At 66.0% G+C, this 16,556-nt stretch carries 16 protein-coding genes; 9 read left to right on the forward strand and 7 right to left on the reverse strand.

Annotated features, from left to right (window positions below):
* Positions 1-224 precede the first annotated feature (224 nt).
* Together AC6LKG_RS21995 and AC6LKG_RS22000 are read right to left on the reverse strand one after the other, a co-directional pair.
* Positions 225-779, reverse strand: a complete 555-nt coding sequence (locus AC6LKG_RS21995) for a hypothetical protein (protein WP_498168129.1) — start codon at positions 777-779, stop codon at positions 225-227.
* Positions 780-1,239: 460 nt separating this feature from the next.
* On the reverse strand, positions 1,240-2,433 hold the full coding sequence (locus AC6LKG_RS22000) for an acetylornithine transaminase (protein ID WP_498168132.1): 1,194 nt from the start codon (positions 2,431-2,433) through the stop codon (positions 1,240-1,242).
* A gap of 213 nt (positions 2,434-2,646) precedes the next feature.
* Between AC6LKG_RS22000 and AC6LKG_RS22005 the strand changes: the two genes are divergently transcribed.
* On the forward strand, positions 2,647-3,612 hold the full coding sequence (locus tag AC6LKG_RS22005; protein WP_498168134.1) for a Bug family tripartite tricarboxylate transporter substrate binding protein: 966 nt from the start codon (positions 2,647-2,649) through the stop codon (positions 3,610-3,612).
* Positions 3,613-3,690: 78 nt separating this feature from the next.
* Here the strand turns inward: AC6LKG_RS22005 and AC6LKG_RS22010 are convergent, their stop codons facing one another.
* The 3 genes from AC6LKG_RS22010 to AC6LKG_RS22020 form a co-directional block, all read right to left on the reverse strand.
* Entirely contained in the window at positions 3,691-4,548 is an 858-nt protein-coding gene (locus AC6LKG_RS22010; RefSeq protein WP_498168136.1) for a hypothetical protein, read from the reverse strand.
* An 11-nt stretch (positions 4,549-4,559) separates the two neighbouring features.
* Positions 4,560-5,027, reverse strand: coding sequence for a type III secretion system chaperone (locus AC6LKG_RS22015; protein ID WP_498168139.1), 468 nt, complete (start codon positions 5,025-5,027; stop codon positions 4,560-4,562).
* 111 nt (positions 5,028-5,138) lie between these two features.
* Complete coding sequence (locus AC6LKG_RS22020) at positions 5,139-5,468, reverse strand: YegP family protein (protein WP_498168141.1); 330 nt, start codon at positions 5,466-5,468, stop codon at positions 5,139-5,141.
* A gap of 333 nt (positions 5,469-5,801) precedes the next feature.
* Here AC6LKG_RS22020 and AC6LKG_RS22025 point away from each other — a divergent pair, with 333 nt between their 5' ends.
* From AC6LKG_RS22025 to AC6LKG_RS22040, 4 genes are read left to right on the forward strand one after another with little or no spacing between them, the layout of a single operon-like run.
* On the forward strand, positions 5,802-6,584 hold the full coding sequence (locus tag AC6LKG_RS22025) for a transporter substrate-binding domain-containing protein (RefSeq protein ID WP_498168144.1): 783 nt from the start codon (positions 5,802-5,804) through the stop codon (positions 6,582-6,584).
* Between the two features lie 28 nt (positions 6,585-6,612).
* The gene (locus AC6LKG_RS22030) at positions 6,613-7,281 is read left to right on the forward strand and encodes an amino acid ABC transporter permease (RefSeq protein WP_498168147.1); all 669 of its coding nucleotides are present in this window, start codon (positions 6,613-6,615) and stop codon (positions 7,279-7,281) included.
* Entirely contained in the window at positions 7,278-7,934 is a 657-nt protein-coding gene (locus tag AC6LKG_RS22035) for an amino acid ABC transporter permease (RefSeq protein WP_498168149.1), read from the forward strand. The genes AC6LKG_RS22030 and AC6LKG_RS22035 overlap by 4 nt, the downstream gene beginning before the upstream one ends.
* On the forward strand, positions 7,915-8,652 hold the full coding sequence (locus AC6LKG_RS22040) for an amino acid ABC transporter ATP-binding protein (protein WP_498168151.1): 738 nt from the start codon (positions 7,915-7,917) through the stop codon (positions 8,650-8,652). Before AC6LKG_RS22035 ends, AC6LKG_RS22040 begins: the two co-directional genes overlap by 20 nt.
* Positions 8,653-8,685: 33 nt before the next feature.
* Here the strand turns inward: AC6LKG_RS22040 and AC6LKG_RS22045 are convergent, their stop codons facing one another.
* On the reverse strand, positions 8,686-9,825 hold the full coding sequence (locus AC6LKG_RS22045; protein WP_498168153.1) for a DSD1 family PLP-dependent enzyme: 1,140 nt from the start codon (positions 9,823-9,825) through the stop codon (positions 8,686-8,688).
* 189 nt (positions 9,826-10,014) lie between these two features.
* Here AC6LKG_RS22045 and AC6LKG_RS22050 point away from each other — a divergent pair, with 189 nt between their 5' ends.
* From AC6LKG_RS22050 to gluQRS, 4 genes are all read left to right on the forward strand, one after another.
* Positions 10,015-10,977, forward strand: coding sequence for a TAXI family TRAP transporter solute-binding subunit (locus AC6LKG_RS22050; RefSeq protein ID WP_498168156.1), 963 nt, complete (start codon positions 10,015-10,017; stop codon positions 10,975-10,977).
* Between the two features lie 103 nt (positions 10,978-11,080).
* Entirely contained in the window at positions 11,081-13,105 is a 2,025-nt protein-coding gene (locus AC6LKG_RS22055; protein WP_498168158.1) for a TRAP transporter permease, read from the forward strand.
* A 234-nt stretch (positions 13,106-13,339) separates the two neighbouring features.
* Complete coding sequence (locus tag AC6LKG_RS22060; protein WP_498168160.1) at positions 13,340-13,798, forward strand: Smg family protein; 459 nt, start codon at positions 13,340-13,342, stop codon at positions 13,796-13,798.
* A 101-nt stretch (positions 13,799-13,899) separates the two neighbouring features.
* On the forward strand, positions 13,900-14,781 hold the full coding sequence (gene gluQRS / locus AC6LKG_RS22065) for a tRNA glutamyl-Q(34) synthetase GluQRS (protein WP_498168162.1): 882 nt from the start codon (positions 13,900-13,902) through the stop codon (positions 14,779-14,781).
* A 13-nt stretch (positions 14,782-14,794) separates the two neighbouring features.
* Here gluQRS and AC6LKG_RS22070 read toward each other — a convergent pair whose 3' ends face one another.
* Positions 14,795-16,393: a GDYXXLXY domain-containing protein gene (locus AC6LKG_RS22070; RefSeq protein WP_498168164.1), complete on the reverse strand. Its 1,599-nt coding sequence runs from the start codon at positions 16,391-16,393 to the stop codon at positions 14,795-14,797.
* Positions 16,394-16,556: the final 163 nt, after the last annotated feature.

The following is a 16,556-nucleotide window of genomic DNA, read 5'->3' on the forward strand; positions in this document are numbered from 1 at the left end:
CTCCGCCGTAAGACGCTGGTCCTGGCCAAGCACTCGCTTCCTCCTGGGCCGATGCGGCCGCTTTATATTCTCTGTCAGTTACAAAATTGTACAGGATGAACACTTATCAAACCGAAATACCGGTCGGCCGACGATTTAGTGCCGTGTCGCGGCCAACCTTTTGTTTGGTCTCAAACAAACTGTCACATAATTTCGGGGGTCATGCCAGAGTCCAATCCTCTATTTCAATCTACTCCGCGCTTTTCTCGCCTCGGAAATCGATTTCTATCCCGAATTTTCTTGGCGATGCCATCCGCTTCTGCCAATAATTTCAAAACCTCTCCCTTGATCTCTTCTAAGCGAACATGCTCGAGCGATTTCTCCAATGCAATTTCTTGACTCAGATACTTGGCAAGGTATACATCAATTGCAGCTATACGCTCTTGCATTCCCGCTTTACCCCTGCCTTCGATAAACGTGCGCCAATTCTTGTTGCCCTTCGCGGAATTGCACGGTTTGCAGCACGGCAGAAGGTTCCCGAGACAATGACCGTATCCGCTGAATTTTGCGTCTTTTACTATCGCAAATACATGATCCCAAGTTTCCGCTGGCTCATCGCAGTAGACACAGCATAGGCTCTCAGGATCTTGTCCAAGATCCCTCATGGCGCTTTTAACCAGCTCCGGAATATATTCGTCGTTCGGTGCGACCGCTGAAGCAAATGCATGGTTTATCGTTGTTTTGCGGCGTGCCACTATCGCATAGGGCTTTAGGTGATGCTTGATTTTTGAGTAATGCATGGACGAATGGGGCCGATAGGAAGATCGGCCTATCAGGCAAAAAGACTACCTACCGGAGGAAGATCCATAAAGGAAGAACATGAAGTCTAGCCGCCGAGTTCAATCAGTTGTTTGCTCCAAGTCTGAAAACCGAGGACTGTCTCTGGAAGCCGAGGGAGGCTAGGTGAAGATGTGCCAGATCCCCAAGTCTGACTGCGATGACCGGTGGGATGGGTCGCGGTTTCTTCGCGTCCATGTGAAGCAGCTTTCGCCGGCGATGATGTTCAGGAGGGCGGGATCTTGCGGGTGCTGTCTTCTCCTTCTGATGCGATACCATCCTAGCGCTGATTTGGTGGTGTAGCGCTCGTTGGTAAGAATGACTTCATGGTTGCGAGCTGATGGTGCATTGTCTTAGTTCCAAGACATAAAAAAGAGGGCCGCTATGCGGCCCTCATCGTCATTGCTTAACGAATCGCTTCAATCACCCCTTACGCACGCGTCCAATCAACCCATCCAACTGCGTAAGCATCGTATCGATTTCTTCCGCCGTCACATTCAAAGCCGGCATGAAGCGCAGCAGATTGCCACGCGGCGCATTCAGCAGCAGACCATTGGGCGACAGGTTGCGCGCGGCTTCGACGATGGCCGGACCATCATCCCGATCCATCACCAGCGCGCGCAGCAGGCCCATCCCACGCTCGCCCTTCATACCGTACTTGGCCGACAGCGCCAGCAGGCCTTCGGCCAATTGCTTGGCCCGCGCATTCACCGCTTCCATGAAGCCCGGCGCAGCCAACGCATCAAACACCGCCACCCCCACAGCCGCCATCAACGGATTCCCGTTATACGTACCCCCCTGGTCCCCATGCGAGAACACGCAGACTTCCTGACGCGCCAACAACGCAGCCAACGGCACCCCACCCCCAATCCCCTTCGCCAGCGTCATGATGTCCGGCACCACGTCGGATTGCTGGTAAGCGAACAGGGTGCCGGTACGCCCCATCCCCGTCTGCACTTCATCCACAATGAACAGCAGCTTGTGCTCATCCGCCAGCTTGCGCAGGCCCTGCATGAATTCCTTCGTCGCCGGGATGACACCAGCTTCACCCTGGACGGGTTCCAGCATGATCGCAACCGTCTGATCATCGATCAGCTTGCGCACCGATTCCAGATCATTGATCTCGGCCTTCGGGAAACCTTCCACCTGCGGCGCGAACATCTTGTCCCAGCCCGGCTTGCCGGACGCGGACATCGTGGCCAGGGTGCGGCCGTGGAAGCCGTGGTTCATGGTGATGATCTTGTAGGCGCCCTTCTTGTTGACCTGGCCCCATTTGCGCGCCAGCTTGATGGCGCCTTCGTTGGCTTCGCCGCCGCTGTTGGCGAAGAAGACGCGGTCGAAGACCGAGGCGCTGGTCAGGCGGGTGGCCAGTTCGATGGAGGGCAGGTTGTAGAACGCCGGCGACGGGTTCATCAGCAGCTTGGACTGGTCCAGCAGGGCCTTCTGCATTTCCGGGGCGCTGTGGCCCAGGGTGTTGACGGCCCAGCCCTGGACGAAGTCCAGGTATCGCTTGCCCGCGTGATCCTCCAGCCAGGACCCCTGGCCGCGCACGAACACGAGGTCCGGGCGGGAGGTGATCTCCATGAGGGCGTTGACGTTGTACTGGCTGAATTCCATGGCGGTTCCTGCTGAAAGGAGAGAACAGGGGTTGAAAAAGAGGGGGAAACGCTAAATGCCGAATTTAGCACCGGCGGGGGAATGCTATCGTGTCGCACCCCCAGCCGATCCGCCCCACGGCCGCCCCAAAAGGGCCGCTTGCGCGGGGCTTCCTATTTTATGCAACAGGGCCGGCGCCAGGCGCCGCCCTTTGTCGCTTTTTACTGACCGATCATGACACGAATTCTTTCCAGTCTTGCCGCCGGCCTGATGCTGGCGGCGGCCGCGACGGCCGCGCATGCCGAGTATCCCGAACGTCCCATCCGCCTGGTCGTGCCGTTCCCGCCGGGGCAGGCCACCGATATCTTCGCCCGCGCGCTGGCCGAGAAGCTGGGCACGGCGCTCAAGCAGCCGATCGTGGTGGAAAACCGCGCCGGCGCCGGCAGCAATATCGGCATGGAGCAGGCCGCGCGCGCGACGCCGGACGGTTACACGCTGGTGATCGCGGGCTCGGCCGCGGCGGTGAACCAGACGCTGTACAAGACTATCAACTACAGCCTGACCAAGGATTTCGCGCCGGTGTCGGGGGTGTTCTCGGTGCCGCTGATGTTCCTGGCGACGCCGGCTTCGGGCATCACGTCGCTGCAGCAACTGGTGAAGCAGGCACGCGCCAATCCGGGCGAGCTGGCGTATGCCAGCGCCGGCATCGGCGGCACGCAGCATCTGTCGGCCGAGATGTTCAAGGCGGCGGCCAATATCGACATCCGCCATATTCCGTACAAGGGCAGCGGCCCGGCGCAGGCGGATTTCCTGGGCCACCAGGTGCCGCTGATGGTGGATTCGGTGACGGCGGGGCTGCCGCACGTGCAGAGCAAGAAGGCGGTGGCGCTGGCGGTGACGACGGCCAAGCGTCTGCCGCAACTGCCGGACGTGCCGACGGTGGCCGAGAGCGGTTATCCGGGTTTCGAGGCGATCGGCTGGGCGTCGGTGCTGGCGCCGCGCGGCACGCCGCCGGCCATCACCCATTACCTGAGCCAGCAGATCGGCCAGGTGCTGGGCACGCCCGAGATGCAGAAGTTCTTCCATGACCGCGGCGCGGAACCGATGCCGATGACGCCCGAGGCCACCGCCACGTTCATCACCGGCGAGGTCGACAAGTGGGGCAAGGCGGTCAAGCAGTCCGGCGCGCAAGTGGACTGAACCGCGATGCCGGTGGCGGACGCGGCCGCCGCCATGACAAACGCCGGGCAATGCAAATCGCCCGGCGTTTTTTTTTCGTCAGTTGATGACGACGTGGTTGTTGTCCTTCTCGCTGCCTTCGATGGCGCCGTGCGGGCCGATCTGCACGTAGGACGAGCTGGAGCCGACGTGCATGCCCCACGACAGCATGTGGCCGCCGAATTCCTGCGCCCGTTGCATCAGGCTCTGCTGCGGGTTGCCGACACCATGCGACTCCAGTTGGAAGAAGCTGTCGCCATTGTTGGTGCGGCCGATCAGCAGGTGGCCCACGCCGGGCAGGTCCATGCCGTATTGCTGGTGCGGCGAGCCCTTGTAGTGGCTGGAGCCACGCGCCTGCATCTGGCCGTCGCCATCCTGTTGCAACTGGTTGGCCAGCGCGCCGCCGTCGTTGACGACAAAGTGGCCGCCGCACATGAGGGCGGCGTGGAACTGCTGCTGGGTCATCTGCAGCGCCTGGCCGCCGCGCGTCAGGTTGTTGAGCGCGACGCCGTTCAGGCGGTTCATCACGTCGGTTTCCGCCTGGGTCGCATTCTGGTTGTTCAAGGCATTGTTGAACTGCTGCGAGCGCACGCCGTTGTCGTTGATGGCGTTCTGGAAGCCCGGCGCGTTGGGCAGGCTGCCCAGCACGGTAAAGCGCGAGATCTCGGCCAGGTCCGGCGCGGGGCCGCCTCGCGCCTGGGCCTCCGATTGGACGTAGAGGTCGATGCCGCGCACCACGTTCGACAAGGCATGCACGGTGCCGCCGACCACGTTTTCCACCAGGGTGTTGAGGGTACTGGCCCAGGACCCGCCCTGCGCCTGCTGCACGTTGCCATTCTGCGGCGCCTGCTGCACCCCGACGGGCGCCACGGCGTTGACCTGGCCACCACCGACTTGTCCGACTCCTCCTCCAGCCATGTCGTTCTCCTTCAGGCGAGGTTGATGGCGGGCGGCATGCCCGGCGTCGCGGCGGCCGGGGCCGGCGTGTCCTGCGCGGTCAGCTTGCCGTCGGCATAGGCTTTGCGCCAGGTCTGCTGCACCAGGCGGAAGTCGCCCAGCGCCTGGATCAGGCCGTCGGCGTCCAGGCCATCCAGCGGCAGGGTCTTGAACAGCAGGATTCTGCTGGCGTCGGCGTCGACGGCGAATGCACAGCCGTCGGTCAGCAAGCCATAAAGATGGGCCTGCAACAGCGTTTCGAACAGGCGCGCCTGCTGGTCCTGCGGCGGGTAGAAGCCGATCGTGCCCGCCAGGCTGATCTGGCCACGGCTGTCGTGGTGCTCGATGCGCACCGGGTGGTCGTCCTGGAACTGGATGTCCAGCGCCTGGGCCTTGGCGTCGACGCCGCCGCCCAGTTGCAGGCGGTCCGCGGCCGCGTTGATGAGGTCATGAAACGCCATTGCCATTCTCCTTGGGTTGGATCGATAGACAAGGCGTGAGTAACGCGCGGATCGGCGCGGTTCCGTGGCGTTACGAATTCGGCCGGCGCCGGGCCGGCCGCAGCGGCGCGGTCAGGTTTGGTCCTTGACCGTGGTGCTGGAGCCGTTGGTCTTGACCGACGCGATGCCGTTGTCGCGGGCCGCGGCGCTCGAATACATCTCGCTGCGGCCGATGGTCTGCCCATTGGTGGCGGTCAGGGTGAAGTAGGGCGAGCCGTCGGTGGCCGTCTTGCGCTCGTAGCGCGCGTCGACCGGCGCATTCTGCCGCACCGAGGCGATGCCGTCCTGGGCGCTGGCCTTGGTGGTGTAACGCTCGCTGGTCAGGATGACTTCATGGTTCGCGGCTTTCAGGTTGAACATGAACTGATCGCCGCTGCGCTTCAACTCGTAGTAACCACTCATGGAAATCTCCGTTGTCGGGATGGATTCAAGGTTGGCCAATACTGCGGTGCGTGCACATGAACGCCGGTTGATGGTAGTGGATACCAGCCGGCGCGGCCAATTTTTCGGCGGCCAGGGCCGCAGATCGGGCGCGGGCCGGCGCGATCCATGGCGGTGCGCGCGCTGCGCCACGGCGGCGCGTGGCGCACCAGGGCGGTGCAGACTGGCTTACGGCAAGCCGGGTGCGGCGGGGAGCAGGAAATGGCACGGAACTTGCTTTTCCAGTTTTGTATACCGAATTGGTGTGCAACGCTCGACCCCGCTCCCGGGGCGGCGCGCCCTGGAGAGTTCCTCATGAACCGTAGAACCCTGTTGCTGTCCCTTTGCACCGCCGCCACGCTGCTGGCCGCGCCGCTCACGCATGCCGACACGCTGGACGATATCGTCAAGGCCGGCACCATCAAGATCGCCGTGCCGCAGGACTTCCCGCCGTTCGGCTCGGTCGGCGCCGACATGAAGCCGCTGGGCTACGACATCGACACCGCCGCGCTGATCGCCAAGCAACTGGGCGTGAAGCTGGAACTGGTGCCGGTGACCAGCGCCAACCGCATTCCCTATCTGCAGACCCGCAAGGTGGATCTGGTGATCTCCAGCCTGGGCAAGAACCCCGAGCGCGAAAAGGCCATCGACTTCTCGGATGCGTATGCGCCGTTCTTCAATGGCGTGTTCGGCCCGGCCGACCTGAAAGTGGCGTCGGCCGCCGACCTGGCCGGCAAGACCATTGGCGTGACGCGCGGCGCGGTCGAGGATATCGAGCTGACCAAGATCGCGCCGCCCACGGCCACGCTCAAGCGCTATGAGGATAACAACGGCACCATCACCGCCTTTCTGTCGGGCCAGGTGCCGCTGATCGCCACGGGCAACGTGGTGGCCGCCGCGATCCTGGCGCGCAATCCGCCCAAGAAGCCCGAGACCAAGTTCCTGATCAAGAATTCGCCGTGCTACATCGGCCTGAACAAGGACGAGCCGAAGCTGCGCGCCAAGGTCAACGAGATCCTGGCCAATGCCAAGCGCGACGGCTCGCTGGCGGCGATCTCGAAGAAATGGCTGGGCGCCGACCTGCCCAAGGACCTGTAAGGCAGGCGCGCGCGCCGGAGCGCTGTTCATGGCTTATCAATTCGACTTCGCTTCCGTGTTCGACTACACGCCGGTGCTCGTCAAGGGCATTGGCGTGACGGTCGAGCTGATCGCGTTTGGCGCGGTGGCGGGCGTGGCGCTGGGCATCGGCTGCGCCTGGGCCCGCACGCAGGGCCCGCGCTGGCTGCGCCCGCCGGTCACCGCCTATGTGGAGGCGATCCGCAACACGCCGTTCCTGATTCAGTTGTTTTTCGTGTTCTTCGGGCTGCCGTCGCTGGGCGTGCAGTTCAGCGAGATGCAGGCGGCCTGCCTGGCGATGGCGCTGAACCTGGGCGCCTACAGCGCCGAGATCATCCGCGCCGGCATCGACGCCACGCCCAAGGGCCAGTACGAGGCCGGCGCCAGCCTGGCGATGACGCGCTGGCAGGTGTTCCGCCATGTGGTGCTGAAACCCGCGCTGGCGCGCATCTGGCCGGCGCTGTCGTCGCAGATCGTGATCGTGATGCTGGGGTCGGCGGTGTGCTCGCAGATCGCGGCCGAGGACCTGACGTTCGCGGCCAACTTCATCCAGTCGCGCAATTTCCGCGCGTTCGAGGTGTATTTCGTGACCACCGGCATCTATCTGGCGCTGGCGGTGTTGTTGCGCCAGTTGCTGCGCATGACGGGCAGGCGGTTGTTCCGCAAGGCGGCGCGATGATCGAGTTCACCACCTGGGACATTGTCCGCAACCTGCTGCTGGCGGCGCGCTGGACCGTCGTGCTGTCGCTGGTGGCGTTTGCCGGCGGCGCGCTGATGGGCGGGCTGGCGCTGATGATGCGGACCTCGCGCGTGGCGCTGCTGCGGCGCGTGAGCTGGGCCTATATTGAGCTATTCCAGGGCACGCCGTTGCTGATGCAGTTGTTCCTGGCGTTCTTCGGTTTGTCGCTGGCCGGGATCGAGGTGCCGCCGTGGCTGGCCGCGGGCGCCGCGCTGACGTTGTGGTCGGGCGCGTTCCTGGCCGAGATCTGGCGCGGCTGCGTCGAAGCGATTCCGAAAGGCCAGTGGGAAGCCTCGGCCAGCCTGGCGCTGGGCTATGTGCAGCAGATGCGCTACGTGGTGCTGCCGCAGGCGCTGCGCATCGCGGTGGCGCCGACCGTCGGTTTCGCGGTGCAGATCGTCAAGAGCACGGCGCTCACCTCCATCATCGGTTTTACGGAGCTATCCAAGGCCAGCACGGTGATCACCAACGCCACCTTCAGCCCCTTCACTGTCTATGCCTGCGCCGCGCTGATCTATTTCGCGCTGTGCTGGCCCCTGTCGCGCCTCAGCCTGCTGCTGGAAAGGAAGTTGCATGCCCCTCATCGCCCTTGAAGACGTCCGCAAGAAGTTCGGCGACAACGAAGTCCTGAAAGGGGTGACGTTGCGCGTCGAGCCCGGCGAGGTCATCGCCATCATCGGCAAAAGCGGTTCCGGCAAGAGCACGCTATTGCGCTGCATCAACGGGCTGGAACAGATCGACGGCGGCGCCATCATGGTGGCCGACGCGCAGTTGGGCGACGACGAGCTGCGGCTACGCGCGCTGCGGTTGAAGGTAGGCATGATCTTCCAGCAGTTCAATCTGTTCCCGCACCTGACGGTGGGACGCAACGTGATGCTGTCGCCGATGGTGGCCAAGCGCATGCCGCAGGACCAGGCCGCCGACCTGGCGCGGGCGATGCTGACGCGGGTGGGGCTGGAACACAAGTTCGACGCCTGGCCCGAGGAATTGTCGGGCGGGCAGCAGCAGCGCGTGGCAATCGCGCGCGCGTTGGCGATGCAGCCGCTGGCGTTGCTGTGCGACGAGATCACGTCGGCGCTGGACCCGGAGCTGGTCAACGAGGTGCTGGCGGTGGTGCGCGAGCTGGCCGCCGACGGCATGACGCTGCTGATGGTGACGCACGAGATGCGCTTTGCGCGCGAGGTGTGCGACCGCGTAGTGTTCATGCACCAGGGCCGCGTGCACGAGATCGGGCCGCCGGAGGAATTGTTCACGGCGCCGGCCACGCCGGAGCTGCGGCAGTTCCTGGGGATGACGGATCTGGCGCGCTAGGCGCGGGCCGTTGCCGACGGCCCGCCCCCGCCATCAGCGCGAGAACCCGCGCGCCGAGATTTCCCAGATGTCCTGCACGATGCCGTCGCGATACACCACCAGCCCGTCGTGCAGGTTGAAGGTGGGGTCGACGTGCGACGGCACCAGCAGCAGCGTGTCGCCCAGCGCGGGCGGCTGCGCGTCGGATGCGACGCGCACCACGCCGTGTTCGTCGTTGATGGCGGCGTATTGCAGGCCCGGGGTGCCGTGGATCGCGGGCGGGCCGCATTCGGCGGTGGTGGACTTCAGGCCGGCGTCGAGGATGACGCGGTCGGGCGCCGGCGTGCTCATCACGGTGGACAGCACGAACAGGCTGTGCTGGAAGGCCAGCGCGCCGTCCCAGTCGTTGGCGCCGTAGTCGCCGTCCATGAAGGCGTAGGAGCCGGCCTGCAATTCCGTGAAAACGCCGCTGGCGGCATCGAATTCGACACTGCCGGTGCCGCCGCCGGTAATGATGTCGCAGGCGATGCCGCTTTCGCGCAGCAGCAATTGATACGACGCGGCGATGCGCGCGGCCTGGCGGCAGACGGCGGCGCGTTCGTCGCGGGTGCGCAGGTGCTGCACCGAGCCGTGATAGGCCTGCAGGCCGACGAAGGTCACGCCCGGCAGGGCGCGCGCCTGCTGCGCCAGCGCCAGCACGGTGGCGTCGTCGGACACGCCGCAGCGGCCCTGGCCCACGTCCACCTCAACCAACACGTCGATCTCGGCGCCGGCCGCGGCCATGGCCTGCGAGAGCTGGGTCAGGTTGGCGGCGTTGTCGACGCAGACGCTGAACTTGGCGGCGCGCGCCAGTTGGCCCAGCAGGCGCAGCTTGGCCGGGCCCACCACTTCGTTGCTGATGTGGATGTCGGTGATGCCGGCGGCCACGAAGGGCACGGCCTCGCTGACCTTCTGGCAACAGATGCCGCGCGCGCCCAATGCCAACTGGCGGCGGGCGATTTCGGGGCATTTGTGGGCCTTGGCGTGCGGCCGCAGCGCGACCTCGTGGCGGTCGGCCCAGGCCTGCATGGTGCGCAGGTTGGCCTCGAACGCGGCCATGTCCAGCACCAGGCTGGGCGTATCGACGCTGGCCAGGGGGTCGCCGGCCTGCGCGGGCGGGGGCAGCGCAATGCCGCGAATGACTTCTTGGGACATCGAATGGCTCCGTGATAAAACCTGCTGCGCCGCCGTGCTTGCGAGGGCCTGCCGGGCGGTCGATTTTGCCGCGGCGCAGCATCCCCTGGTAAACGATAGCTTCCAGGCCATTGGCGCGCGGCGGCCGGCATGCCAGAATTTCAACACAACAAACAATAGGTTACTTCGACTCATTATGGAGAAGCTCGCATGAAACTCAGGAATTGGATCGCCACCCTGGCCATGGCCGCTGCCGCCGTCGGCGCCACCGGTTCGGCGCAAGCCCAACAGTTCTTCCGCATCGGTACCGGCGGCACCGCCGGCACCTACTACCCCATCGGCGGCATCATCGCCAACGCCGTGTCCCAGCCCGGCAAGCTGGTGGCCACCGCGGTTGCCTCCAACGGCTCGGTGGCCAACATCAACGGCATCATGGGCGGCTCGTTCGAAGCCGGCTTCACGCAATCGGACGTGGCGTTCTGGGCCTATAGCGGCACCGGCACGTTCGAAGGCAAGCCCAAGGCCACGGACCTGCGCCTGATCGCCACCCTGTACCCGGAAAGCATCCACCTGGTGACGCGCAAGGGCGCCGGCATCAAGAGCGTGGCCGACCTGAAGGGCAAGCGCGTGTCGATGGACGAGCCGGGCTCGGGCACGCTGGTTGACGTGCGCCTGATCCTGGGCGCCTATGGCATGACCGACAAGGACGTCAAGGCCGAATACCTCAAGCCCAACCAGGCCGGCGACAAGCTCAAGGACGGCGGCCTGGATGCGTTCTTCTTCGTCGGCGGCGCCCCCGCCGGCGCCATCGCCGAGCTGGCCTCCAGCGGCGGCGGCATCGATATCGTGCCGCTGGTCGGCCCCGAGATCGACGCCCTGCGCGCCAAGCAGGAGTTCTTCACGCCCGACACCATCGCCGCCAACACCTACCAGAACGTGGGCGAGGTCAAGACCATCTCGGTCAACGCGCAGATGGTGACGTCGGCCAAGCTGCCCGAGCAGGTGGTGTACGAAGTGACCAAGGCGCTGTACAGCGACGCCACGCGCAAGACGCTGGACAACGGCCACGCCAAGGGCAAGCTCATCACCCGCGAAAACGCGGTCAAGGGCGCCGGCATCCCGTTCCACCCGGGCGCCGAGAAGTTCTACAAGGAAATCGGCCTGCTGAAGTAAGCGCCGGTCGTCTCCCTTGCGGGAGTGCGCGGCGCCTGGCGCCGCGATTGCGCAGGGCCGCCGCGGGCGGCCCTGTTCGCGGAATCACATGAGAAGCACGGCTATGCAAATAGACCACGAAAAAACGCAGCAGCTGGCGGAGAAGTACGACTCGGAAATCCGCTTCCGGCCGCTGCACAAAAGCGCCACCTGGATCGTCTCGGGCCTGCTGGTGGCGCTGTCGCTGTTCCACTACTACACCGCGGGCTTCGGCCTGCTGCGCGAAGCCACGCACCGGGGTGTGCACCTGGCCTTCGTGCTGAGCCTGATCTTCCTGGTGTTCGGCTTTTCCAAGGCGCACTACCAGCGCGAGCCGAAATCGACCTGGTACGCGCCCGGCGGCGTGCCGCTGTACGACTGGATCATCGCCATCGCGCTGGCCCTGTCGGTGCTGTACATCCCCTATATCTTCGAGGACCTGGCGTTCCGCGTGGGCAATCCGCTGCCGCTGGACGTGTTCATGGGCTCGATCCTGCTGATCGGGCTGCTCGAAGCGACGCGCCGCGCCATGGGCTGGCCGCTGCCGATCATCGCCCTGGTGTTCATGGCCTACGCCGCGTTCGGGCCGTATTTCCCCGGGCTGCTGCAGCACGCGGGCAATAGCTGGTCGCAGATCGTCAACCACATGTACCTGACCAGCCAGGGCGTGTATGGGGTGGCGGTCGGCGTGGTGGCCACCTACGTGTTCCACTTCGTGCTGTTCGGCGTGCTGGCCACGCGCATCGGCCTGGGCCAGTTGTTCCTGGACGTGGCCTCGACCATTGCCGGCCGCTATGCCGGCGGCCCGGCCAAGGTGTCGGTGTTCGGCTCGGCGATGTTCGGCATGCTGTCCGGCTCGTCGGTGGCCAACGCCGTCACCGTCGGCTCGCTGACCATTCCGGCCATGATCCGCATCGGCTATCCGCGCCATTTTGCCGCGGGCGTGGAGGCGGCCAGCAGCACCGGCGGCCAGATCACGCCGCCGATCATGGGCGCGGCGGCGTTCCTGATGATCGAGTTTCTGGGCATCCCGTACCAGCAGATCGCCATCGCGGGCATTTTCCCGGCGCTGCTGTACTTCTTCGGCATGTTCATGCAGGTGCACTTCGAAGCCAAGCGCGAAGGCCTGCGCGGACTGACGCCGGAAGAAATGCCGCGCCTGCGCGAATCGTTCCGCAAGCGCTGGCCCACCCTGATCCCGCTGGCGCTGCTGATCGGCGTGCTGGCCAGCGGCCGCACGCCGTACCTGGCGGCGTTCGCCGGCATCACCGGCTGCATCGTGGTGGGGCTGCTCAACCCGTTCCAGCGCCTGCGGTTCCGCGACCTGTACGAAGCCTTCGAGACCGGCGCCAAGTACGCGCTGGCGGTGGGCGCGGCGGCCGGCACGGTCGGCATCGTGATCGGCGTGGTGACGCTGACCGGCGTGGGTTTCAAGATCTCGTACATCGTGATCTCGGCGGCCCAATCGATCGCCGGCGCCGCTGGCGCGATCATTCCCGACGCCATCGCCAACACCCAGTCGCTGACGCTGGTGGCGGCGCTGATCATGACGGGCGTGGTGTGCATCCTGATGGGCTGCGGCATTCCCACCACCGCCAACTACCTGATCATGGTGGCGGTGGCCGCGCCGACGCTGGTGCAATTGGGCGTGCAGCCGATCGCGGCGCACTTCTTCGTGTTCTATTTCGGCATCCTGGCCGACATCACGCCACCGGTGGCGCTGGCGGCCTATGCGGCGGCGGGCATGGCGGGCAGCGACCCGTTCAAGACCGGCAACACGGCGTTCAGGCTTGGCATCACCAAGCTGATCGTGCCGTTCGTGTTCGTGTTCTCGCCATCGCTGCTGATCTCGGTGCAGGGCTTCACGTGGTATGACTTCTTCGTGACGCTGTTCGGCTGCATGATCGGCCTGGTGCTGCTGTCGGCGGCATTCTCGCGCTATCTGCTGGTGGGCATGCAACGCTGGGAACGCTGGCTGTGCGCGCTGGGCGCCTTGTTGACCATCCTGCCGGGCCTGACCAGCGGCTTGATCGGCCTGGCGGTCTGCATTCCGGTGTTCATGCGGCAGCTCACGCAGTACAAGTTGGCGTCGGCGCCGAAGACCGCATAAGCCTCAGGGGTATTAAAGAGGGGCGGACCCTGGAAAGTCCGCCCCGCCTGGGGAATTCCCGATTCTGACTGTATTGGCGCGTCGATTTCGTGACTGTCGCGGGGCCACTACGCCCCCCATACTCCGCCTTTTCGGCGGTTGCCCGGGCAAATAAATCAGCGTAAAGTAAAATTCATGTTTGCTGGTCTGCCGATATGCGGGCCGACTGTGCAAACAGGCACAAGACTGCGCCATATGTTCGATATCCTGGTTTATCTGTACGAGAATTACTACACGCCGCAAGCCTGTCCCGCCGCCGATGTCCTGGCGAAACGGTTGGCTGCCGCCGGGTTCGAGCACGAAGACATCGACGATGCATTAGGCTGGCTCTACGGGCTGGCCGAAACCACCGAACGCTGTGTCGATCTCGCCCAGGCGCCCACCACCGGTACCCGGATCTACACCGATAACGAATACCAGCAGCTCGGCTCCGAATCCATCGGCTTCATCGCCTTCCTGGAATCGGCCGGCGTGCTGCCCGCGCCCTTGCGCGAGATCGTCATCGACCGGGGCCTGGCGGCGTCGGAATCGCCCGTGCCGCTGTCCAAGATCAAGATCATCGCCCTCATGGTTCTCTGGAGCCAGGAAGCCGAGATCGACAACCTGGTCCTGGAAGAGCTGCTGGACGAAGACGGCACACGCTTGCTGCACTGACGGCGTCGGCCCCCGCGCCGGCGTCCGTATCCCCGCGCCCCGCGCGCTTCGAGCGCGCGGCGTTGCTTCGCCGTAACCCCGTTGCCCCACCGCACCATCCCGTGACCTATACCGGCCGCTTCGCCCCCAGCCCCAGCGGCCCGTTGCACGCGGGTTCGCTCGTGGCCGCGCTGGCCAGTTGGCTGGACGCGCGCGCCAACCACGGCCGCTGGCTGCTGCGCATCGAGGACGTGGACACGCCGCGCACCGTGCCCGGCGCCGCCGAGACCATCCTGGGCCAGCTCGACGCGCTGGGCCTGCACTGGGACGGCGACATCATGTGGCAATCCCGGCGCGGCGATGCCTATCAGGCGGCCTTCGACGCGCTGGCCGCGCGCGGACTGGTCTACGGCTGCGGCTGCACGCGCCGCGAAATCGCCGATTCCGCCTTGCGCGGCCAGGCGGCGCCTGGCGCCGACGGTGAACGGCCGTACCCCGGCACCTGCCGCCATGGGCTGCCGCCGGGCCGCCAGGCGCGCGCCTGGCGGGTGCTCATGCCGGAAGGGGTGGAACGCTTCGAGGACCGCTGGCTGGGGCCACAGGAGCAGGACGTGGCGCGGGCGGTGGGCGACATTGCCGTGAAGCGCGCGGACGGCCTGTGGGCCTATCAACTGGCCGTGGTGGTGGACGACGGCGCCCAGGGCGTGACCGACGTGGTGCGCGGCGCCGACCTGCTCAGCTCGACCGCGCGCCAGCGCGTGCTGGGCCGGCTGCTGGGCTTGCCGCCCGTGCGCTACCTGCACGTGCCGCTGATCCTGGACCCCGCCAGCGGCCTGAAACTGTCCAAGCAGAACGGCGCTCCCGCCATCGACACCAGCGCGCCGCTGGCGGCGTTGCAGTCCGCCTGGCGCGCCCTGGGTTTTGCCCCGCTGCCCGCCGACGGCGCCGCCGCCTTCCTGCGCGACGCCACGGCCCGCTGGGCCGCGCGCTTTCCGCTGCCCTGAGCTGCGCCGGCCGCTATAGCGGCTGCAGATCCTCGCCCAGCATGCGCACCAGCAGGGCTTCGCCGTTCTCGGCCACACGCAGTTCGCCGAACTTGGCGACTTCATAGCGGCTGGCCTGGCCCTCGGGGAAGAAATAGGCGTTGGTGACGATGCGCACCCGGTTGTCGCGCACGCGATAGCGCAGCGGCACTTCGCCGTCGGCGCGCGGATCGGCCGCCGGCTGGATCCGCACCGGCTGCGCCACGCCGCGCGCATCCAGGGTCAGCATGACATAGCCATCGGGCTCCAAACCCAGGCCGGTGTCCGTCTCGGGGCGGTTTTCGCCGCCCAGCCGCATGCGCGTGACCTCGCGCCCGGCAGCGAAATTGAGCGCCATGTAGTCGCCCTGCATCAGCGAACGCGGGTCGACCGGCGCCAGTTCCAGGATCACCACCTTGCCGCTGGCCAGCAGCTTTTCGCGCTGCCAGATGCCGCCGTTGGCGAAGGCCAGTACCAGCGCCAGCCCGCCGAGGATGCCCAGGGTGCGCCAGCGCAGCGGCGCCGAAACAGGCGGCAGCGGCGCGCGGCGCGAGGGCGCTTGCGTGCGCATCAGCCGCGGCACCAGCCACACCAGCGCCCGCAGCAAGAACAGCAGCAGCGCGCCGCCGCCCAGCCACAGCGCCTTTTGCAGCAGCGGCACGTCGAGCTGGTAATAGTAGACGCCCAGATAGGCCAGCAGGCTCAGCACGCCGAACAGCGTCACGCCCAACTGGTTCAGGCCAAAGCCTAGCAACAGCCAGGCCAGCGCGAAGCCGACCCCCGGACTGGGCAGCCAGAACAGCGCCAGCAGCAGCAGGGCGATGGGCACGCCCCAGGTGACGCCGCCCGTCAGCACCTGGCGGCGCGGCCACAGCACCGCCATCGCCGCCGCCGCTGGCAGCAGCGCGCCCGCGCATACCAGCACGGCGGTCTGCGCGTGCAGTTGCCACATGGCCGGCAATTGCAGCACCGACAGGCCGCTGGCCAGCCACACCATGCCCTGCACCGACAGCAGGAAGGCCCAGGCCAGCGGTTGCAACGCATGGCCGCGCTTGCCGCCCAGCCGGTGCGCCAGGGTCAGGATCACCGCCGTGGCCCAGGCGCCGGTTACGGCGATCGGCAGCCAGACGAAGGCGGCGCGGGCCATGTCGAAGTCGAGCAGGGCATCGAGCATGTCCAAGCGCAGCAGTTCGGGCGCCAGGACGCGCCAGATCAGGCCGGCGCCGGCCAGGGCGATCAGCCCGCCGCTCAGGAAACGCAGGATCACGTCCGGCCCCAGCGCGTATACCGCCGTGGCCATCAGCAGCACGAACAGGCAGGCGCTGGCGAATGAGGTCGAGCTGGACATGCCGTAGATGATGAGGATCTGGCCGGCGAAGGCCATGGCCGTGCCGCACTGGCGCCAGAACGGACCGGCGTCGCTGCGCAGCACCGCCACGCCGACGGCGCACAACACCAGGCCGCAGACCAGCGCGCCTTCGTCGGAATTGACGATGCCGGAGAAGGCCACGAACGCCAGCAGCAACAGGGTGGCCAGCCAGGCGCTCAGGCCCAGGATGCATTGCACGTACCAGGGCGGCTCGGTGTGCGGCACGGCGGGCGGCGCGACCTGGGCGATGGGCTCGCCCGCGTCGGCCGGGTCGACCGCCTTGGCGGCCGAGGGGGCGGCCGGCCCGGCATCGGCGGGGGGCCGCCTCTTTTATACCACTTCCAGCCCCCCAGGCTCATTTGGGTAATCTTGTTGTCGGTTTTTTTTT

This window comes from Achromobacter sp. 46006, from assembly GCF_059761975.1.